We start from the raw sequence: 20,682 nt of genomic DNA, 5'->3' as shown, positions 1-20,682 counted from the left end.
GGAAACAAGCACCATGAAGGTCGCCGTCATGGGGGCCGGTGCGGTCGGTTGCTATTACGGCGGTCTGCTGGCGCGGGCCGGGCATTCCGTCACGCTGATCGGCCGGCAGCAGCACGTCGATGCCGTCCGCGAGCGTGGCCTTCTACTCGAGACCGACGCCGGCCGCGAAACGGTGCCGATGGCGGCCGCCATGAACATGAGCGGCGCTGCCGGCGCAGAGCTGGTGCTGGTCTGCGTGAAGTCAGACGATACCGAGGATGTCGGCCGCGCCCTCCTCGCGCATCTGTCGCCCGATGCCACCCTGCTGAGCATGCAGAACGGCGTCGACAATGCGGAGCGGATGACGGCCGTGGTGGGGAGAGAGGTCGTTCCGGTGGCCGTCTATGTCGCCACCGAGATGGCCGGGCCAGGCCACGTGAAGCACAACGGCCGAGGCGACCTCATCATCGGCCGGAGGCCTGCGAGCGAAACGATCGCCGCCGCCTTTACCGCCGCAGGCATTCCGACGACGATCTCTGCGAACGCCATCGATGCGCTCTGGGGCAAGCTGATCCTGAACTGCGCCTACAACGCGCTCTCGGCAGTCACGCAACTGCCCTATGGCCGCCTGATGAACGTGGCGGGCGTCGAGGCCGTCATGACCGATCTCGTCAAGGAATGCACTGCCGTCGCGACGGCCTCGGGCATCACGATCCCGGCTGACTGCCTCCAAAGCGTCCTCGCGCTGGCCGAGGCGATGCCCGAGCAATTCTCGTCGACCGCGCAGGACCTCTCGCGTGGCCGTGCAAGCGAGATCGATCATCTCAACGGTTTCATCGTCCGACGAGGTGAAGCGCTGAACGTGCCGACGCCCGTTAACCGCGTGCTCCATACACTGGTGAAGGCGATGGAATCCAAGGTGCAACCTACCGTCTGAAGGTCGAAGCTCAGGATGCGATCAGCCGGAGGTGGCAGCGTACCTCAAAGAGCGCGTCGGCGCCCGGCGATCAGCGTGAAGGGCCGGCCGAACCGCCACCCTGAGGCACCGCGCCAAGTGGCAGCTTGGCGGGGTCGGTCGCGGAGCCAGCGACCTCCGCCGGCTTTTTTCTGCGGTCGAACAGGGAGGCGACCCGCCGGAAGGTGGCACCCGATCCGTTCGATAGCTTCATCATCACCACGAAAACTGCCGGCACGAAGACCAGCGACAGCAGTGTCGAGAGGATCAGGCCGCCAATCACCGCGATCGCCATGGGCGACCGGAACTCGCCACCGATACCGAAAGCCAGAGCCGAGGGCAGCATGCCAGCAACCATGGCGATGGTGGTCATCACGATGGGCCGCGCTCGCTTTTGGCCGGCATCGATGATCGCGGCGTCCCGTGGCATGCCGTGACGGATCGATTCTACCGCGAAATCGACCAGCATGATCGCGTTCTTGGTGACGATGCCCATCAGCATGAGGATGCCGATGGAGACCGGAGTGGTCAGCTGCTTGCCGGTAATCATCAGCGCGATAACCGCGCCGCCGAGTGAGAGCGGCAGCGAGAACAGGATGGTCAGCGGCAGCAGGAATGAACCGAATAGCAGCACGAGCACCGCGTAGACCATCATCAGGCCGGCGCTGATCGCCTGAGTGAAGCCCTCAGAGAGCTCGTTGAGGCTCTCGGCATCGCCCGACTGGCTTATCGTGACGCCCTTGGGCAGCGACTTCATCACAGGCAACGAGTCGATCGATTTCAGCACGTCGCCCAGCGCGGCCATGCCGACGAGGTCGCAGGCGACCGTCGCCTGCCGCTGGCGGTCATAACGGCTGATATTCGAGGGACCCTGCTGGAAGTCGAGATCGGCGATAGCCGAGAGTGGGATCGAGCCGCCACCTCCCTTCGGCACGCGAAGCTGCTCCAGGATATGCCGGTTGGCCCGTGCCTTGTCGTCGAGCTGCACCCGGATCGGCACCAGTCGGTCGCCCGCATCGAACTTGGCCAGAGCTGGGCCGACATCGCCGATGGTGGCAACGCGGATCGTCTCGGCGAGGATCGTCGGCGAGACGCCGAGGCGGGCGGCAAGGTCGAGACGCGGACGGATCTGTAGCTCCGGCCGGTCGAGGGTCGTACCCGATATGACGTTTGCCACGGTCGGCAGGCGGCGCATCTGGCCGGCGAGCTCGTTGGCGACGTTGGCAACGATGCGCGGATCGGGGCCGCGCACGACGAGGGAGATGGCGCGCAGGCCATTCTCGTCGACGAAATAGAAGCGGATGTCCGGCACCTGCCTCAGGCGCTTTCCGATCTCGCGCTGCAGCTCGACCTGCGTGATCGAGCGCTCGGCCTTCGGGGTATAGTTGATGATCAGCGAAGCGCGGCGGAATTCCACCGGCTCCTTGGGCACGCGGCCGACATCGACGAAGACGCTGCGCACCTCGGGCAGCCCGCGGATCACGGCGACCACCTGCTCGGTCACCTTCTCGGTATCGGAGAGCTGCGCGCCGGGCGGCAGTTCCAGCGCCATCACCGAGCGCGCGGTATCCTGCGCCGGCAGGAACCCTTTCGAAAGCAGCCCGACGCTGGCGATCGAGGCGGCGAAGAAGGCGAGCCCGATCAGCACGGTGACGAAAGACCACTCGACCGAGAGCGTCACCAACTTTGTATAGGCCCGAAGCAGCGGTCCCGGCGGCTTCTCCTCGGCCTGATGCGGCTTCATCAGGTAGGCGGCGAGCATCGGTGTGACGAAACGCGCGGCGATGAGGGAGAAAAACACCTGCACCGCGACGGTGATGCCGAACTGTTTGAAGAACTGGCCGGCGATGCCGGACATGAAGCTCGCAGGCGCGAAAATGGCGATGATGGTCAGCGAGATCGCAACGACGGCGAGGCCGATCTCGTCGGCGGCGTCCATCGCCGCCTGAATCGGATTCTTTCCCATCCGCATGTGGCGGACGATATTCTCGATCTCGACAATGGAATCGTCGACGAGGATGCCGGTTGAGAGCGTGATCGCCAGGAAGCTGATCAGGTTCAGTGAAAAGCCGAGCATGTCCATCGCCCAGAAGGCGGGGAAGATCGACAGCGGCAGTGAGACGGCGACGATCACCGTGGCGCGCAGGTCCCGCAGGAACAGGAACACGATAATGACGGCGAGGATGGCACCCTCGAATAGGGTATGGATCGCCGCCTCGTAGTTGCCGAGGGTGAAATCGACCGAGGTATCGATCAGGCTCAGGTCGTAGTCCGGGTTCTCGGCCTTGATCTCGGCAATGCGCTTCGCGACCGCCTTGGCCACCACCACGTCGCTCGCGCCTTGCGCGCGCTTGATGCCCACCGCCACCGTCGGCTCGCCGTTGTGCCGGGCGAAAGTACGCCGGTCGGCGATGCCGTCAGTCACCATGCCGAGGTCCTGCAACCGGACCTCGCCACCGCTCGGCAGCGTGATCATGGTGCCGGCGAGCTCTTTCAGCGTCCTGGCGGAGGCGAGTGTCCGGATCGCCTGGTCGCGACCGCCGATCTCGGCCCGGCCGCCGGTGACGGTGATGTTGGTGCCGTAGAGCCGCCGGCTGACATCGGCCGCGGTCAGCCCGAAGGCCTGGAGCCGGTCAGGGTCGAGCGCCACCCGGATTTCACGCTCGACGCCGCCGATCACCTCGACCTGCGCGACGCCTTTCACGTCCTGCAAGGACCGCTTGACGCTGTTCTCCATGAACCAGGAGATCTGCTCCTGACTCTTGCCCTGGGCAGAGGCCGCGTAGGTGACGATCGGCAGGCCAACCACGTCGACGCGCTGGATCAACGGCTCCTGGACGCTGCGCGGGAGGTTCGCGCGGATGCGCGTCACCGCGTCCTTCACGTCGTTCAGCGCCCGGTCGGTATTCGTCTCCAAGCGGAAGGCGATGGTGGTGATTGAGAGACCGTCTGTCACCGACGACGCGATGTGGCGCACGCCCTCGACGCCCGAGACGCCGTCCTCGATGGTCTTGGTGACCTGCGCTTCGATCTCGGCCGGGGCCGCACCGAACTGCGAGACCACCACGGAGACGAGCGGGATATCGGCACTGGGCAGCCGGGTCACCGGCAGCCGCATGAAACTCGTCCAGCCGAGGATGAGCAGGATGATCGAGAAGACGACCGAAGGCAGAGGCCGCTTGATCGCGAGCGCCGAGATATTGAGCGACATCAGATCACGACACGCGCGAACGAAGGAAGGGAGCGGTCGCTGTCATGCACCGGCCCATGTCTATCGCGATGCTCCGCTGGCGCCGTCGATGATGACCGAGCGCACCTTGTCGCCGGGGCGAAGGTCGTTGCCGGAATTGGCGACGATAGGCTCGCCCTCGCTAAGCCCGTCGCTAATGCGGATGGCGTTCTCATCAAACAACCCGGTGCGCACGCTCCGCGTCTCCACCGCCGTCCCATTCAGTACCTGCACCGTGGCCTCGCCGTTGCGATAGCTCACTGCTGTGCGCGGCACCGACAGGCCGCAATCGCGAGCCGTGTCGAGCACCGCGCTCGCGAACTGACCGGGGCGCAGCGCGGCGGCCGGCTCTACGGAGAGGCGGGCACGGCCGAGCTGGGTCGCGGGATCGACCTCGCTCGCAGGGACACGGACCGTTCCGGCAGCCTCGCGGCCGTCTTCTATCAGGATGCGTGCCGTCAGACCGGTACGGATCTTGGTGATGAACAGGCTCGGGACATCGACGAGAAGGTCGATGCCCGTATCGGCCATGATCCGCACCTGTGGCTCGGGTGGCTGGCCCGAGGCGGACGGGATCGCGGAGGCTAGACTCGTGACCATGCCGACGCGCAGGTTGAGTTTCGTGATCCGACCTGCGATCGGCGCACGCAGGCTGTAGGTCGGCGGCAGGGCCTGAGCCAGCCCAGGCCGTCCGGTATCACCGCCGAGCCGCGTCGCGCGTGCGAGTTCCTGCCCAACGGTTACCGTGTCGCCCTCGCTGACGAGAATTTCGGAGATGCGGTAACCTTCGAGCGGCACGCTGGCGCCGCTTTCCTCGCGGGCCAGCGCAAAACCGCTGATGCGGACCTGCTCCTTCAGGCAGGCCGCGCCTGCACGCACGCCGACAACGCTCGTGCCCTCGGGCGTGCTCTCGGCGCCAGCTGGCACGGCGAGGCAAGCGAGGACCGACGCAACCCCTAAGAAATGAGAAGATCGGCGCCTGATCGAACCCTCGTGCATGCCCCCCGCTTCTCCCTCTCGGCCACTGCCGGGCCGTCCATTGTCTCGATGGCGACCGAGCGCGCCGGCTGCGAGGGATCAGCGCTCAGCTGTCCTTACCTGAAGCATGTTGACGGCCTGGACGCGGCGGTTTTCACGCCCGAATGGATCAGCCGCGTTCTTGAGATGCGACTTGCCATAGCCGACGCCGATCAGAGTGTCGGCTGGGATGCGGTAGGTCTGGACCAAGTAGCGTTTCACGGCGTCCGCCCGGCGCTCGGAGAGCTTCTGGTTCGGATCCTCGCCGCCCTTTGCGTCGGTATGGCCCGCGATCATGAAGGTCTGACCCTTCAGTTCGCGGCTGGAGAGCGCCCGACCGAGCTTGTCGGCGGTGGCCAGGGCTTCGCCGCGCAGGACGTCTGAGTTGAAATCGAACTCCATGACGAGGTCGATCGCCGGCTTGTCGGCGGCAACGCTGTCGAGCTTCGCCCGATCGCCGAGGCTCAATGAGCGCGTCGACCGTCCGCGCAGCGAATCGACGAAGGCCTTGTCCGTGTTGACGACCTCAGCCTGAGTCGGCGCACCGAGCGAAAGGCCGCGGGTCTTCGGTGGCGGCATCAATGCCCGCACGATTTGCTGCTCCGTCACCTCCTGGGCGCCGGCCGCCTGGGACAGGGCGACAAGGGCCAGGGCACCGGACCCGATTACCCAGCGGACCGTACGTGCTGAGCTCACCATCAGAGCCTCCCATGATGATAAGGCGAAGGGGTCGATGCTTGCGACATCCTGCACCTCGGCTGTCTTCACATGGCGCGGCGCGCCGATCAACGACGTGATGACAGGCAACCCACAGAACAGCCGTGCGCCGCGACACAAAACGACAGATCAGGTCAGTCTTCGGACGGGGCACTGGCCTTGCGTCTGCTGTTCTCCCTCGATTGCCTCGTGTGTCGTCGTCTCTCAGCGCAATCCGTAGCCGGCGAATTCGTCGCCAATGCCAGCATTGAGTTGCAGAGCGCCCGCAAAATCTTTCTCGGCCGGCCCGGTCAGACCCAGCCGGCGCTTGGCGATACCCCGCCCGTAGAGCGAGGAGCTGTGCACCGGATCGAGCCGCAGGGCCGCGTCGTAGTCGGCGACCGCCTCGCGGAAACGACTGGCCTTGAGGTTTACGAAGCCGCGGCTGTCGAGGGCATCGACGTAGTTCGGGCGAAGCTTCAGGGCCTGGTCGCAATCGGCCCGCGCACGGTCGAGCGCCCCGGCGACGGCCTGCATCCAGCAGCGGTTGTTGTAGGCCTCCGGATTGCGCGGGTTCATCCGGATCGACTGGTCGAAATCGGCGATGGCCGGCATGGTTTCGCCGCGCTGCGCGTAGAATTGTCCGCGCTCGTAGTAGGCCTGCTCGTCGCGTGGGTTCTGCTTGATCCGCTCGTCGAGTGCGGCTTTCCGGGCGCTCTCGGCCGGCGTGTAGGTCGGAGGTTGTGCTGACTGCGGCGAGGTGGTCGTGTCGAGCTTCGCGATTTCGGCGCGCGCCTGCGTGGCTAGGGATCCGTCGGGATGCCGGTTGAGGAAGTCCTGGTATGCCTCTCGCGAGCCGATGGCCTTCGCATCCTCGAATTCGCGCAAGGTTGTCGCGTCACTCGTGAGCGGAGCATCAGGCTCCTTGGCCGCCGTCTGGACGGGCTGCGTGGGGTTGGCGTCGGCCAGCGGCTTGGATTTTGGCTCGACTGCTGCGGATGGGGCTGCCGCCAGCGGGGACAATGGAGGATCGCCGGGGTCCGGCGGGAGATCGAGCTTCGCCACCGGCTCCGCGCTCTTGGGCTCGGCTTTGGACTCAATGGTTACAGGCTTGGTCGAGAGTGGGGGCGCCTCGGGCTCGACCGCAGCCGACGGCTGCTTCAAAGCGGCCGGCTTCACATAGTTCTGATCGAAAGAGAACGGATCTTCGAGAGTGGAGACCAGGGCCGGCACCTGCTGGCCCTTGCTTGCCTTAGACAAGGCATCGCGCGTGGCGCCGAACGCCTCCTCAGCACTGATCCCCGGCAGGGCGATCTGCTTGACGAGTTCGGTCGCGAACAGGCTGCGGCCGGCACTCGTCTCATTGACGACACTTCCGGCGGCGGCTGAGTACAGCACCAGCGAGCCCGGCTGAGCCGCGGCCGGAGCGAGTCCGGTCGAGAAACTGCGATAGCGCCGCTCAAACGGGTTGCGGCGCGAGGCGTCGAGCACGAGCAACCTGTTGCTCGCGCCCCGCTTGGCGGTCTCGGCCATCAGGGTGTCAACGCCAACGGACTCCTGCAGGACGTTCGGCTCGCTCCAGATCTTCGCGTCGATCGGGATCAGGTAGTTCTTGCGCGCGACCTGGATCGCGTAGCCGCTGTAGAAGATCAGCGCCGTGGAGCCCGGCTCGATCCGTCGCATGAAGCCGTCGATCGCGCTCTGGAAGCGGTCCTTGGTGAGGTTCGTGACAACCTCCACCGCGAAGCCACGGCGGGTCAGCGCCTCTGCCAGGGCAGCCGCATCGTTCTTCGGCGTCGGCAGTTCGGCGTCGCTATCGGGATAGTCTGCATTGGCGATGAGCAATGCGACCCGGCTTGAAGCAGCCTCCACGGGCGCCGAATGACCGAAAACGGCGAGCGCGGCGAGACACGCCAGCGAGACCGCAAGGGTTGTGAGAAGGCGCATGCAGTCCTCGTCAGACTCGGCGGTGCGGTGATAGCGGCCGCTACAAGAACTCCGCAAGAGTGCTGCGCCTTTTCAACAATCAAGCATGACTTCGATCCGCCGCCGATCATCGAAACGGCTCCCGGATGTCTTCGACCTGCTCTTTGCCGCCTTCGCCACTCTCAAAGGCCGCAGCCAGACTCGACCTTATATAAAGACATCTTTATGTCTTGATTGATTCCTACGAGGCAGCCTGCTAGAGACGGCGCCGAACGCCGGCACAGCAAGAGGATTGAGACATATGGCTGCCGCCACCGACTACATCGTCAAGGACATCGCGCTCGCGGATTACGGCCGCAAGGAAATCTCGATCGCCGAGACCGAGATGCCGGGCCTGATGGCCACTCGCGAGGAATACGGCCCATCGCAGCCGCTTAAAGGCGCCAAGATCGCCGGCTCGCTGCACATGACGATTCAGACCGCGGTGCTGATCGAGACGCTCAAGGCTCTCGGCGCCGACATCCGCTGGGTCTCCTGCAACATCTACTCGACCCAGGATCACGCCGCCGCCGCCATTGCCGCCGCAGGCATTCCGGTCTTCGCCGTGAAGGGCGAGACCCTGGAAGACTACTGGAACTACACCGCGCGCCTGTTCGACTGGCATGACGGCGGCATGCCGAACATGATTCTCGACGACGGCGGCGACGCCACGATGTTCGTGCATCTGGGCCTGCGCGCCGAGAACGGCGACACCGCCTTCCTCGACAAGCCCGAGAGCGAGGAGGAAGAGGTGTTCTTTGCCCTCCTCAAGAAGAAGCTCGCCGAGAAGCCGAAGGGCTGGTTCGCCGGTCTCGCCGACTCGATCCGCGGCGTCTCCGAGGAGACCACCACGGGCGTTCATCGCCTCTATAACCTCGCCAAGGAGGGCAAACTGCTCTTCCCGGCAATCAACGTGAACGACTCTGTCACCAAGTCGAAGTTCGACAACCTCTACGGCTGCAAGGAGTCGCTCGTCGACGGCATCCGCCGCGGCACCGACGTCATGATGGCGGGTAAGGTCGCGATGGTCGCGGGCTTCGGCGACGTAGGCAAGGGCTCGGCCGCCAGCCTGCGCAACGCAGGCTGCCGCGTCCTGGTCTCGGAGATCGACCCGATCTGTGCGCTCCAGGCTGCCATGGAAGGCTACGAGGTCGTGACGATGGAGGACGCGGCCCCGCGCGCGGACATCTTCGTCACCGCCACGGGCAACAAGGACATCATCACGATCGAGCACATGCGGGCCATGAAGGATCGCGCGATCGTCTGCAATATCGGCCACTTCGACAACGAGATTCAGGTCGCCGGCCTGAAGAACCTCAAGTGGTCGAACATCAAGCCGCAGGTCGACGAGATCACCTTCGCCGACGGCCACCGCATTATCCTGCTTTCGGAAGGCCGCTTGGTGAACCTCGGCAACGCCACCGGTCACCCGTCCTTCGTAATGTCGGCCTCGTTCACCAACCAGACGCTGGCCCAGATTGAACTCTGGACCAACCCGGGCAAGTACGAGAAGCAGGTCTACACGCTACCTAAGAGCCTCGACGAGAAGGTTGCCAAGCTTCATCTTGAGAAGATCGGCGTGAAGTTGTCGAAGCTTCGCCCTGATCAGGCAGCCTATATTGGCGTGAACGAAAACGGCCCATTCAAGCCCGAACATTACCGCTACTGATCTTATGCCTTCGGCCCTAAACTTCTGAAGACTTGATGACGACTGGAAAGCCCGGCCTCTTGCCGGGCTTTTCCTGTTTCGTTCTCAGTCCAAAAACGATCCACCAACATCAGCCGAAGTCAAGACCGGTTTTTCTGACTGTGGCTTTTCTGCGCCCGCAGCCGACGGCGTGAGCCCGACGCCGAATTCCCCCTTCCGGCGCGATTCTGCGGCGAGATATGGTGACTCGATTCTCAGGTGAGGGTGCTTCGCGTTCGGCCGTTGCCGGGAGCGGAAACGGCAGCGTTTGCCAGCCGGGATGCTCGTGCGAGCGCCCAGCGGCACCCCGTCGGCGGTCCGTCGGTGGGTTTTGGAGACGGTGGGGGCCATGGGGCTTGAACGGGCGGCGCGCAGCCTGACGCGCGCCGGCGCTCTGTGCGTGATCTTTGCCGGGACGCCCTGCATGGCGGCCGCGCAGGATTCCGTCATGGCGTCGGGCCCGCTGATGCACGCCATGCCAGCGCACAGCGCCACAGTGCTCGCCGTTCTCGTAGGACTCACCGCTTTCGCGACGATCCTCTCGCTGCTCTACCTCCGTGAGCGCTCCGGCTGGAACCGCCGCGAACTGGCGCTCCAGGGTGCGCTCGTTGCCCTGCAGGGTGCCGACGACCGCGCCGAATTGCTGCTCAACGCCGACAGCCAGGTCATCATCGCCTGGGCCGGACGCGGCGAGCCGACCATCGAGGGCGATCCCAGCTTCGCGCTGGACGGAACGCATCTCGGTGCGGTGGCGCAGGCCCACTCTGCGAGCCGGCGCATCCTCGCTTTCAGTACCTGGCTCCTTCAGCCGGATGCGACGGTGCTCGAAGCCGAAATCGAGACCCTGTGCCGGCGCGGCACCGGATTCCGCCGGACCCTGCGGACCCAGTCGGGCCGCTACGTGGAGGCGCACGGTCAGGCGGTGAGCGGCCGCGCGCTGCTGCGCCTGCGTGAGACCACCGGCGAGCACCGGGCCCTGATCGAGGCCAAGGCCAGCATCGATGCCGCCGCGGACGAGATCCTTGCCCTGCAAGGTCTCCTCGACGCCATCCCACAGCCGGTCTGGCACCGCGACCATTCCGGGGCGCTCGCCTTCGTGAACACAGCCTACGTCTCGGCGGTCGAAGGCGGCAGCCGAGAGGCGGTGCTCCGGGCCGGTGTCGAACTCCTCGACCGTAGCGCGCGCGAGCGGGTCGCCCGAGAGGAAACCGGCCTCGGCGGTGCCTCCCAGGCGCTACGTCTCTCGGCCGTCGTTGCAGGGGCACGGCGCATCCTCGACGTCAGCGAGAGCACGGCCGAGGGCGGCCGGGTCGGCATCGCGGTCGACGTGACCGATCTCGAGAGCGTGAAGGCCGATCACCAGCGCCAGATGGCGGCGCATGTCCGCACCCTCGACCGATTGCCAACCGCGGTGGCAATGTTCGACCAGGGCCAGCGTCTGATCTTTCACAACACCGCCTATCAAAAGCTCTGGGGCCTTGAGCCGGCGTTCCTCGATGGGAGACCGCTCGACGGCGAGATCCTCGATCGCTTGCGCGTGATGCGGAAGTTGCCAGAGCAGGCTGATTTTCGAAGCTGGAAGGCCGAGGTGCTCGGCGCCTACCGCGCCGTCGAGGCGACAGAGGGACCTTGGTATCTGCCGGACGGCCGCACACTGAACGTCATCGCCGACCCGAACCCGCAAGGCGGCCTGACCTACCTGTTCCAGGACGTCTCAGAGAATCTGATGCTCGAATCCCGCTACTCAGCGGCGATGAAGGAGCAGGGCGAGACCCTCGACACCCTCAAGGAGCCCGTGGCCCTGTTCGGCGCCGACGGCCGCTTGCGCCTCGCCAATCAGGCCTTCCGGGCGGTTTGGCGAGTCAACGAGTCGTCCGTGCAGGAGCATCCGCGCATCGACGCGGTGATCGCGGCCTGCCGCACGCTCTCGCCCGACCCCGAACCTTGGATGGCCATCCGCGGCATCGTCACGGGCCTGAGCGAGACCCGCTCCGGTTTGTCCTGCCGTCTGGAAATCCTGGACGGCTCGGTGCTCGACTGTACGGCCCAGCCCCTGCCCGCCGGCGCGACGCTGCTGACCTTCATCGACGTCACCGCCAGCGTGAACGTTGAGCGCGCGCTGACCGAGAAGAACGAGGCCCTGGAGCGGGCAGCGCAATTGCGTGACACCTTCGTCCACCACGTCTCCTACGAGTTGCGCTCGCCGCTCACGAATATCATCGGCTTCACCGAATTGCTCGGCGACGAGACGGTCGGCGCCCTGAATGCCCGCCAGCGCGAATATGCCGACCACATCCGCGGTTCCTCCTCGGCGCTGCTGGCGATCATCAACGACATCCTCGACCTCGCTTCGATCGACGCCCATTCCCTGGCGCTACAGCGGGAGACCGTCGACGTGCGCTCGACCATCGAGGCAGCGGTGCGCGGTGTCGAGGACCGGCTCAAGGAGTCGAACATCGCGCTCGACCTCGACGTGCCGGGCAACGTCGGAAGCTTCCCGGCAGATGCGAAACGCGTGCGGCAGATCCTGTTCAACCTGCTGTCCAACGCAGTGGGTTTTTCGCGGGCCGGCCAGCGCGTGAAGGTCGAGGTGCGGCGTACCTCCGACGAGTTGGTGCTCAAGGTGTTCGACCAGGGCCGCGGGATACCGCCGGACGTGATCGAGCGGGTGTTCGACCGGTTCGAGAGCCACACATTGGGCACCAAGCATCGCGGCGTCGGTCTCGGTCTCTCGATCGTGCGCTCTTTCGTCGAGCTGCATGGCGGCCGCGTCTCCATCGAGTCGACGCTGGGTGCCGGCACCTGCGTCACCTGCGTCTTCCCGCTGGAAATGCCGGAGGGAAATCGCAACGCAGCGGAGTGATTTCGACGGCGGCCGGGCGGGACGCGTGGGTCCAAAGCTGCCCGAAGGCTCTCGGAACAGGACTGTTTTGGTCTAAGGTTGTACCCGGGACACGTTGACCTTCGCGCATGGCCGATCCACGCGGGGGCCGGGGCGGAGGAGAATGCGGTGAACCAGGATCGGGACGACGGGCACGAGGCAGATACGGCTGCTGCGCAGAAGCCCTGGGAGATCGTTCTGCCCGAGGAGGGTGCCACCGAGGATCTCGGCGCCTTCCTCGCCGGCATGCTCGTGCCGGGCGACCTCGTGGCGCTTTCCGGCGGCCTCGGTGGCGGCAAGACTGTGCTCGCGCGCGCCATGATCCGCGAGCTCACCCGCGATTACGATCTCGAAGTCCCGAGCCCGACCTTCACGCTGATCCAACCTTACGAGGCCAAACCCCGCGGGGACCAGCCCGGCACGCCGATCGTGCATGCGGATCTGTACCGCCTGCGCGGGCCGGACGAACTGATCGAACTCGGCTTCGACGAGATCACCGAAACGGCCATCACGCTGGTCGAGTGGCCGGAGCGCATGGAGCCGCGCGCGACGCCGATTCTCACGGTGGAGCTGTCGCTCAGGCCGGAATTCGGCGAGGGCGCGCGTTTCGTGCGCATCGACGGCTTGAACGGCATGCGCGCCCGGCTCGATCGGGCCCGCGCCATCCGCACCCTGCTCGGCCGCAGCGGCTGGGACGAGGCCGAGCGCCGCTTCATGCAGGGCGATGCCTCGGCCCGCGCCTATGAGCGGTTGGTGAAGCCGGACGGCACCAGCGCCGTGCTCATGATCGCACCAGCCCGCCCCGACGGCCCGCCCGTGCGCGACGGCAAGCCCTACAGCGCCATCGTCAAGCTCGCGGAGAACGTCGACGCCTTCGTCGCGATGGATCGCGGTCTCAGGGCGCTCGGCTTCTCGGCGCCGAAGATCTATGCCGAGGATCGCGCGCATGGCTTGCTGATCATCGAGGATCTCGGCAGCGAGCCGGTGGTCGAGAACGGCGCGCCGCGTCCGGAGCGCTACTCGGAGGCCGTGCGCCTGCTCGCCCGGCTCCACGCCACCGACCTGCCGCCTGTGCTGCCGGTGGCCGACGGCGTCGATCACCACCTGCCACCCTACGATCTCGACGCGCTGCTGTTCGAGGCCGAGCTGATGCCCGAATGGTACACGGCTCATAAGGGGACGTCGCTTGACGAAGCCGCCCGCAGCGACTTCATCGCCCTCTGGACGGAGGCTCTGAAGGATCTCCTCGCCGAGCCGACGACCTGGACGCTGCGCGACTACCACTCGCCGAACCTGATCTGGCTCGCGGACCGCGACGGCCTGGAACGGGTCGGCCTGATCGATTTCCAGGACGCGGTGCTCGGCCACCCGGCCTACGACCTCGCCTCGCTGCTGCAGGATGCCCGCGTCGATGCGAGCGCGGAGTTCGAGCTGCGGCTGCTCGGCCTCTACATCCGCGAGCGCCGGGCCCGCGACCAGAACTTCGACATGCAGGCCTTCGCCCGCGCCTACGCCGTGCTCGCCGCCCAGCGCGCGACGAAGATCCTCGGCATCTTCGCCCGGCTGAACAAGCGGGACGGCAAGCCGGGCTACCTCGCCCACCTGCCGCGAATCGAGGGCTACCTCGCCCGCAATCTCGCCCATCCGTCGCTCGAGAATCTGCGCACATGGCACGCCGAGCACCTGCCGGACCTCGTCGGCACAGGCGAATGACGCTTGCGAGGCACGCCCACCCGGCACGGAGCATCGGCGCCCGTTTGGTGTGGGCCGCGCCGGGAGCGATCGCAGTGATGCTCTCAGTTCTGGCAATCGCTGCCAGCCCAGCGCAGGCCGGGGAGGGAGACGTGCTTCTCGGCGAGTGGGGGCAGGTTGCGTCCAATGCGGGCGCATGCCCGACGTGCAGCATCGCGTTCGTGCGCATGGCGGGTCGCCTATCTGTCATCGCCAATAACGGGTGGCAGGCAACGTTGGATGGTGCAGGCGGCACCAACTTCAGCGGGGCCGGGCGCTGGCAGGAGGTCGGACGTACCTGGGTCAGCGGTCGTCCCTTCGCAATCAGCTTCCGGCTGGAACGCGACGAACTGCAGATGACCATGACTGTCGATCGGGGCGCCGGCCAATCATCCGTCGTGAAGGGCGTGTTCAAGCGAGTCTGGCACGGCATGTGACGCGCCTGTTGCTGCAAGCCTCTGCTTCTCGATCCCGGGAAAGGATCTCACCATGCAGCCGCGCCTGACCCTGATCACACTCGGCACGAGCGATCTGCCCCGGGCAATCCGGTTCTACGAGGCCCTCGGCTGGACCCGCTCGGTCAAAGCCGCGGAAGGCGTGGCCTTCTTCCAGCTCGGTGGCCTCGCCCTCTCGCTCTACCCGCGCGAAGATCTCGCGCGCGATGCCGGCTTGCCCGCGGAGGGCAGCGGCTTTCGCGGCTTCTCGCTGGCCTACAACACGGCGAGCCGCGAGGAGACCGACGCGGTGCTGGCCAAGGCCGTCGAGGCCGGTGCGACCCTGGTGAAGGCGGGACACGACGTCTCCTGGGGCGGCTATATCGGCTACTTCGCCGATCCCGACGGTGTCCTCTGGGAAGTGGCCTGGAACCCGGGATTTGCGCTGTTGCCCGACGGCAGCATGCGTCTGCCGGACTGAGGTGGCAGCCGCTTCCCGGCTTGACGCGGACACCCGCGTGCACACCATGCCGAGGCACGGCTCGTGCCTGTGCCTGCGAGAGATTTGGCCGGTATGAGCGACGCCCCCACACAGACTGCGATCACGCGCGCTTTCGTGCTCGCCGCGGGCCTCGGCAAGCGGATGCGCCCAATCACGGCGACGGTGCCCAAGCCCCTGGTGGAAGTTGCCGGCAAGGCACTGATCGACCATGCTCTCGACCGGGCGGCTGAGGGCGGCATCGGCGAGGCCGTGGTCAACATCCACTGGCTCGCCGATCAGATGGAGGGGCATCTCCTGCGCCGCACGGGCGCGCCCGCGATCACCATCTCAGACGAACGCGATGCCCTGCTGGACACCGGCGGCGGCGTGAAGAAGGCCCTGGCCCATTTCGGCAAGGAGCCCTTCGTCGTGTTCAACTCCGACTCGTTCTGGCTCGAAGGCCCACGTCCCAACCTGTCCCGCCTCATCGAAACCTGGGACTCGCAGGCCATGGACATCCTGCTCCTCGTTGCCCCCACGGCAACGAGCCTCGGCTACGAGGGCGCGGGCGACTTCTTCATGGATGCCGACAGCCGCCTGTCCTGGCGCGGCGAGCGCGAGGTGGCACCGTTCATCTATGCCGGCGTCGCGATTCTGAAGCCTGAGCTTTTCGCCGATACGCCGGACGGTTCCTTCTCTCTGACCACCCTGTTCGGCCGCGCCGTCGAGCGCGAGCGCCTCTACGGGCTTCGTCTCGACGGCCAGTGGCTGCATGTCGGCACGCCTGAGGCCATTGCCGCCGCCGAGGCGCGTGTGAAGGAGAGCGCGACCGCGCCGTAAGCGCCTGTGAACCCGGCCACGTGAGCCTCGACCCGCGCCCCGGACGCCTGCAGCGAAGAGGAAGGTGATCCGGGACGAGGGCTCGTTCTTCTTCGTGGCAGGGTCGGCTAAGCTGAAGACGAGTACAGACCCTTCTCGGCATGCCCGCGTCCCACATCTTCACGATTCCGCCCGGCGCCCCCTTCCTGCCGACGCTCGCCGATGCACTGGTCTCCGGCCGGCTCGTGGGCGATGTCGGGGGTGATCCCTTCGCGCTCGGAACGGTCACGCTCTACCTGCCGACGCGGCGTGCCGTGCCGGCTCTCTCGGCGATCCTGTCGCAGCGGCTCGGGCAGGCGGCTCTGCTGCCACGGATGATCCCGCTCGGCGAGGCCGACGAGGCGGAGCTCGACCTCGCGGCAAGCCCGCAGCTCGAGACGGCCGCGCAGGCCCTGAACCCGGCGATGCCGCCACTGGAGCGCCGGCTGATCCTGTCGCGGCTGGTGCAGGGGTGGTCGAACTCGATCGACCGCGGCCTCCTGCCGATCAGCGACGACGTGCCCTTCCTGGTGCCCTCCTCCCCGGCCGATTCCCTCTGCCTCGCGGCGGATCTCGAACGGCTGATGGACGCGATCACTGTCGAGGGCCTGCCCTGGAACGAGATTGGCGCGGCGGTGGAGGCCGAGCACTCGCGCTATTTCGGCCTGACCCTCGACTTCCTGAAGATCGCCGCCGAGAACTGGCCCGGCATCCTCGCCGAGCGCGGCTTGAGCGATCCCGTCGCCCGCTCGCGCCTGATGGTGCTCGCCGAAGCGGACCGATTGCGGCGCGAAAAGCCCGCCGACCCGGTGATCGTCGCGGGCTCGACCGGCTCGGTGCCGGCAACCGCCAAGCTCATCGCAGCGATCGCCGCCCTGCCCCGCGGCGCCGTGGTGCTGCCCGGCCTCGACCAGAGCCTCGATGACGCGGGATGGGCCGCGATCGAGACGGAGGAGGAGATCGCGCACGGCCATCCACAGGCGATCCTGCACCGTCTGCTCGGTCCGGGCTGCCTCGATATCGCCCGTGCGGACATCACGGCCCTCGGCACACTCTCACCAGCGGCAGAGGTGCGGCAGACGGTGCTGTCACAGGCCCTGCGTTCGGCCGAAACCACCGATGCCTGGGCCGACATCGACATTCAGACGCGGATCGAAACCGCGAAACGGGGCCTCGACGGCATCGCCGTGGTCGAGGCCCTCGACGAGCGCGAAGAGGCGTTGGTGATCGCGCTGGCCTTGCGGGAGACGCTGGAAACGCCCGACGCCACCGCCGCACTCGTCACGCCGGACCGGATGCTGGCGATGCGCGTATCGGCGGAGCTGGCACGCTGGGGCATCGCGGCCGAGGATTCCGCCGGTGCGAGCCTCGCCCGCGCTCCGGCCGGCCGCTTCGCGCGGCTCGCCGCCGAGTTGGCCGTAGCCGTCGAGCCGGCACGGGTCATCGCCCTGCTGTCGCATCCCTTCGTCCGGCTCGGGCTGGCTCGCGCCGATGTCGTGCGCGGAGCCGCCGCTTTGGAGATCGGGGTCCTGCGCGGTCCCGCGCCGCGCGCGGATTTTGCCGGGCTCCGCGAGGCGATCCGCTCAGCGCGGGCTGGATCCGGCCGCGTCCCACGGGCGCGGCGCCGCCTGAAACCTGTCGACTGGGAGCTCGCCGAGACGCTGATCGAACGGCTCGACGACGCGTTTGCGGGCTTTGCCGGTGCCTGCGAGGGCGTCTGCAACCTCGTTGCCGTGGCCGAGCACCATCGCGCGACCTGCGAGCGGTTGATGGACGGCCCGGCCGACGATCCGGCCGGATCGCCCGATGATCCCTCCCTCGACGTGCTCGACGGGCTGTTCGACGATCTCGGCTTCGCCACCGTCGATGAGCTGTCCGGGCAGTTGCGCGACTATCCGGCCTTCTTCACCGCACTGGCCCAGGATTGCACGATCGTCGCGATGCCCGCTTCCGTGCATCCGCGCCTGCGCATCCTCGGCCTGATCGAAGCGCGCCTGCTCAGCGTCGATCGCATCATCCTCGGCGGCCTCGACGAGGGCGTCTGGCCGATGCGGACCAAGACCGACGCCTTCCTCAATCGCCCGATGCGCACCCGGGTCGGGCTGAACCCGCCCGAGCGGCGCATCGGCCAGAGCGCCCACGACTTCGTGCAGGCGCTCGGGTGCCACGATGCCGTGATCACCCGCGCCGCCAAGCGCGAGGGCACGCCGCAGGTGCCGTCGCGCTTCCTGCAGCGGCTGCGGGCCTTCAGCGGCGAGGAGGCCTGGAAGATCGCAGCCGCGGCCGGACAGCGCCTGCGCGGCTACGCCTTCGCCCTCGACAGCACCCGCGACGCGCGCGCACCGCGCCTGACCCGGCCGGCGCCGCGGCCCGATCCGGCCCTGTTTCCGCGCAGCCTCAGCGTCACCCGCATCGAGCGGCTGGTGCGCGACCCCTACTCGATCTTCGCGGAATACGTGCTCGGCCTCGAGGCGCTCGACGACCTCGCCGTTCCACCCGGCGCCAGCGAACGCGGCACGCTGGTGCACGACGTCATGGCGAAATTCGTCGGGCTCTATCCCGACGCCATCGACGATCCGAGCGAGGCCAAGGCGCGGCTGGACGCGCTCGCCGAAGACGAATTCGCCTGGATTCGGAAGGATTACCCCGAACTCTACGCGGAGTGGTTTCCGCGCTTCCAGCGGATGGCCGCGACGTTCCTCGCCTGGGAGCGCGAACGCCGACCGGCACTGGCGCAGATCCGGCCCGAGATCGCCGGCAAGTGGACGATCCCGCTCGGAACGGAGAGCTTCACCCTGACCGGGCGCGCCGACCGCATCGAGGCGCGCCGGGACGGCAGCTACTGCATCGTGGACTTCAAGACCGGCGCGCCGCCGAGCAACAAGACGGTCTTTGCCGGCTTCTCGCCTCAGCTCACGCTGGAAGCCGCCATGCTCATGCACGGAGCCTTCGATGGCATGAAGGCGAGCACCACGCCGGATCTGCTCTACGTCCATGCCTCCGGCGGACGCGAACCCTTCCGCCCTGTACCGGTGAAGCCGCCCCAGGGAGAGGCACGTACAGTCGAGGCCGTCGTCGAGGAGCATGTCGCGCGGCTGCGCGGTCTGATTGCGCGCTTCATGACGGGCGAGGCGGCCTATGTCTCGCGCCCCTATCCGCAATATGCCCGCGCCTACAACGAGTACGACCACCTCGCCCGCGTGCTCGAATGGTCACTGGCCGGCGAGGAGTGATCAGGTCCGCCTGAGCCGTACTCCCAGCGCGGCGAGCACCACGATCAGCGTTCCCCCGTAGGCGGCCGCGCCTGCAGCGCCGAGTACCGAGAGCACCGCGATCTCGCGCAGATGCGGCAGCGGCGGTACCAGCCGCTCGGCGATGGGCAGGCCGTAGACGGCGAGCAGCGCCAGCACCACGCAGGCGACCGTCACGCCGAGCACCGTGACCCCGAGCGTGCGGCCCGGCGCCGTCCAGCCGCGGCGCAAGGCCAGGCCGTAGAGCAGGATCAGGTTGATCCATTGCCCGACGGCCGTCGCCAGAGCGAGGCCCGTCACGCCGTAGGGGCCCGTGAGCACGAGCTTCAGCAACACGTTCGCGGCGATGCCGGTGAGCGAGGCGACGAGCGGCGTCACCGTATCCTGGCGCGCATAGAAGCTCGCGACCGCGCTCCTCACCAGCACGACCGCGGGAAGCGCCACGCCGTAGGCGGCGAGCACGGAGGCCGCGCGGGCCGCATCCTCCGCGGAGAAGGCGCCCCGCTGGAACAGGGCCGCCATGATCAGCCCCGGCAGCGTCAGGAAGGCCACCGTGAAGGGGGCCGACAAGGCCAGCGAGAACCCGGCCGCCCGGTTCTGTGCCGCATGCGCGCCAGCGGCGTCGCCCGCGGCGAGCCGGCGGCTCATCTCGGGCAGCAGCACGGTGCCCGCCGCGATGGCGATGACGCCGAAGGGCAGCTGATAGAGCCGGTCGGCATAGTAGAGCGCCGAGACCGCGCCCACCGGCAGGAAGCTCGCGATGATCGTGTCGGCGAAGGAGGCGATCTGGAACCCGGCCGAGCCGATCACCGCCGGGCCGAGCACCTTGAAGAAGCGCCGCATGTCGGGATCGGCGAGCGTTGGCCGCGTCGCGCCCGGGGCGAAGCCGCCACGGCGGCAGGCCCACCAGACGAGGGCGAATTGCAGAACGCCGGAGACGGTGACGCCCCAGGCAGCAGCGTAGCCGGCATTCGGAAACAGGAAGACGAGGGCAAAAGCCGCCAGCATCGCGAGATTCAAGAGAACCGGCGCACCGGCCGCCACAGCGAACTTGCGATGGGCGTTCAGCACGCCGGAAAACAACGTCACCAGCGTCATAAACAGCAGGTACGGGAAGGTGATCCGCGTCAGCGAAACCGCCAGATCGAAGCGCTGGGCATCCTCGGAAAATCCGGGGGCCAGCGCCTTCACCACCCAGGGCATGGCCGGCCAGGCAAGGGCCAGCAGGATCACCTGCACGATCAGCATCAGCGTGAAGACGCGGTCGGCGAAACGCTTCGCCGATCCGGCCTCGCCGGCCTCCTCGAGGCGCGCATAGGCCGGAACGAAGGCGGTGTTGAAGGCGCCTTCGCCGAAGATCGCACGGAAATGGTTCGGCAGCCGGAAGGCGACGACGAAGGCATCGGCGATCGGGCCGGCGCCCATGATCGCCGCCATCACCACGTCGCGGGCAAATCCCGTGACCCGCGAGACCAGCGTCCAGCCGCTGACGGAGAGGATGGAGCGGATCATTTTTTG

General features: G+C 67.1%; 13 protein-coding genes. 8 read left to right on the top strand and 5 right to left on the bottom strand.

Annotation, left to right across the window (positions count from 1 at the left end):
• Positions 1–13 precede the first annotated feature (13 nt).
• Entirely contained in the window at positions 14–916 is a 903-nt protein-coding gene (locus MGN01_RS05380) for a ketopantoate reductase family protein (RefSeq protein ID WP_147045554.1), read from the top strand.
• Positions 917–986: 70 nt separating this feature from the next.
• Here MGN01_RS05380 and MGN01_RS05375 read toward each other — a convergent pair whose 3' ends face one another.
• From MGN01_RS05375 to MGN01_RS05360, 4 genes are all read right to left on the bottom strand, one after another.
• The gene (locus MGN01_RS05375) at positions 987–4,145 is read right to left on the bottom strand and encodes an efflux RND transporter permease subunit (protein ID WP_147045553.1); all 3,159 of its coding nucleotides are present in this window, start codon (positions 4,143–4,145) and stop codon (positions 987–989) included.
• A gap of 60 nt (positions 4,146–4,205) precedes the next feature.
• Positions 4,206–5,090 carry an efflux RND transporter periplasmic adaptor subunit gene (locus tag MGN01_RS05370; RefSeq protein WP_170245841.1) on the bottom strand — a complete coding sequence of 295 codons (885 nt, stop codon included), beginning with the start codon at positions 5,088–5,090 and terminating at the stop codon, positions 4,206–4,208.
• Positions 5,091–5,240: 150 nt separating this feature from the next.
• Positions 5,241–5,879, bottom strand: coding sequence for an OmpA family protein (locus MGN01_RS05365; RefSeq protein ID WP_147045551.1), 639 nt, complete (start codon positions 5,877–5,879; stop codon positions 5,241–5,243).
• A 222-nt stretch (positions 5,880–6,101) separates the two neighbouring features.
• Positions 6,102–7,823: a caspase family protein gene (locus MGN01_RS05360; RefSeq protein ID WP_147045550.1), complete on the bottom strand. Its 1,722-nt coding sequence runs from the start codon at positions 7,821–7,823 to the stop codon at positions 6,102–6,104.
• A 280-nt stretch (positions 7,824–8,103) separates the two neighbouring features.
• Here MGN01_RS05360 and ahcY point away from each other — a divergent pair, with 280 nt between their 5' ends.
• The 7 genes from ahcY to addB all read left to right on the top strand — a co-directional run bounded on the left by ahcY (position 8,104) and on the right by addB (position 19,146).
• Entirely contained in the window at positions 8,104–9,510 is a 1,407-nt protein-coding gene (gene ahcY, locus MGN01_RS05355; RefSeq protein WP_147045549.1) for an adenosylhomocysteinase, read from the top strand.
• 367 nt (positions 9,511–9,877) lie between these two features.
• Positions 9,878–12,391: a sensor histidine kinase gene (locus MGN01_RS05350; protein WP_147045548.1), complete on the top strand. Its 2,514-nt coding sequence runs from the start codon at positions 9,878–9,880 to the stop codon at positions 12,389–12,391.
• A 147-nt stretch (positions 12,392–12,538) separates the two neighbouring features.
• Positions 12,539–14,122 carry a tRNA (adenosine(37)-N6)-threonylcarbamoyltransferase complex ATPase subunit type 1 TsaE gene (tsaE, locus tag MGN01_RS05345; protein ID WP_238257613.1) on the top strand — a complete coding sequence of 528 codons (1,584 nt, stop codon included), beginning with the start codon at positions 12,539–12,541 and terminating at the stop codon, positions 14,120–14,122.
• 131 nt (positions 14,123–14,253) lie between these two features.
• On the top strand, positions 14,254–14,577 hold the full coding sequence (locus MGN01_RS05340; RefSeq protein ID WP_147045547.1) for a hypothetical protein: 324 nt from the start codon (positions 14,254–14,256) through the stop codon (positions 14,575–14,577).
• Between the two features lie 52 nt (positions 14,578–14,629).
• Positions 14,630–15,055 (top strand): VOC family protein, encoded by a 426-nt coding sequence (locus MGN01_RS05335; protein ID WP_147045546.1) that lies wholly within the window; start codon positions 14,630–14,632, stop codon positions 15,053–15,055.
• 93 nt (positions 15,056–15,148) lie between these two features.
• Complete coding sequence (locus MGN01_RS05330; protein WP_147045545.1) at positions 15,149–15,895, top strand: nucleotidyltransferase family protein; 747 nt, start codon at positions 15,149–15,151, stop codon at positions 15,893–15,895.
• A gap of 140 nt (positions 15,896–16,035) precedes the next feature.
• Positions 16,036–19,146, top strand: a complete 3,111-nt coding sequence (gene addB / locus MGN01_RS05325; RefSeq protein WP_147045544.1) for a double-strand break repair protein AddB — start codon at positions 16,036–16,038, stop codon at positions 19,144–19,146.
• On the opposite strand, the gene murJ is transcribed toward addB, so the two are convergent.
• On the bottom strand, positions 19,147–20,676 hold the full coding sequence (murJ, locus tag MGN01_RS05320) for a murein biosynthesis integral membrane protein MurJ (RefSeq protein ID WP_147045543.1): 1,530 nt from the start codon (positions 20,674–20,676) through the stop codon (positions 19,147–19,149). It abuts the gene before it with no gap.
• Positions 20,677–20,682 lie beyond the last annotated feature (6 nt).

The organism is Methylobacterium gnaphalii (assembly GCF_007992215.1).
Lineage (GTDB): Bacteria > Pseudomonadota > Alphaproteobacteria > Rhizobiales > Beijerinckiaceae > Methylobacterium > Methylobacterium gnaphalii.
Note: the sequence above shows the minus strand (reverse complement) of the source record. Positions and strands in the feature narration are given on the sequence as shown.

Bases quoted from the DNA above. Each gene is read 5' to 3' on its own strand.
- MGN01_RS05330 (WP_147045545.1), top strand. From the start codon at position 15,149: ATGAGCGACGCCCCCACACAGACTGCGATCACGCGCGCTTTCGTGCTC.
- ahcY (WP_147045549.1), top strand. From the start codon at position 8,104: ATGGCTGCCGCCACCGACTACATCGTCAAGGACATCGCGCTCGCGGAT.
- MGN01_RS05375 (WP_147045553.1), bottom strand. From the start codon at position 4,145: ATGTCGCTCAATATCTCGGCGCTCGCGATCAAGCGGCCTCTGCCTTCG.
- MGN01_RS05335 (WP_147045546.1), top strand. From the start codon at position 14,630: ATGCAGCCGCGCCTGACCCTGATCACACTCGGCACGAGCGATCTGCCC.
- MGN01_RS05380 (WP_147045554.1), top strand. From the start codon at position 14: ATGAAGGTCGCCGTCATGGGGGCCGGTGCGGTCGGTTGCTATTACGGC.
- MGN01_RS05350 (WP_147045548.1), top strand. From the start codon at position 9,878: ATGGGGCTTGAACGGGCGGCGCGCAGCCTGACGCGCGCCGGCGCTCTG.
- MGN01_RS05365 (WP_147045551.1), bottom strand. From the start codon at position 5,879: ATGGTGAGCTCAGCACGTACGGTCCGCTGGGTAATCGGGTCCGGTGCC.
- MGN01_RS05360 (WP_147045550.1), bottom strand. From the start codon at position 7,823: ATGCGCCTTCTCACAACCCTTGCGGTCTCGCTGGCGTGTCTCGCCGCG.
- murJ (WP_147045543.1), bottom strand. From the start codon at position 20,676: ATGATCCGCTCCATCCTCTCCGTCAGCGGCTGGACGCTGGTCTCGCGG.
- addB (WP_147045544.1), top strand. From the start codon at position 16,036: ATGCCCGCGTCCCACATCTTCACGATTCCGCCCGGCGCCCCCTTCCTG.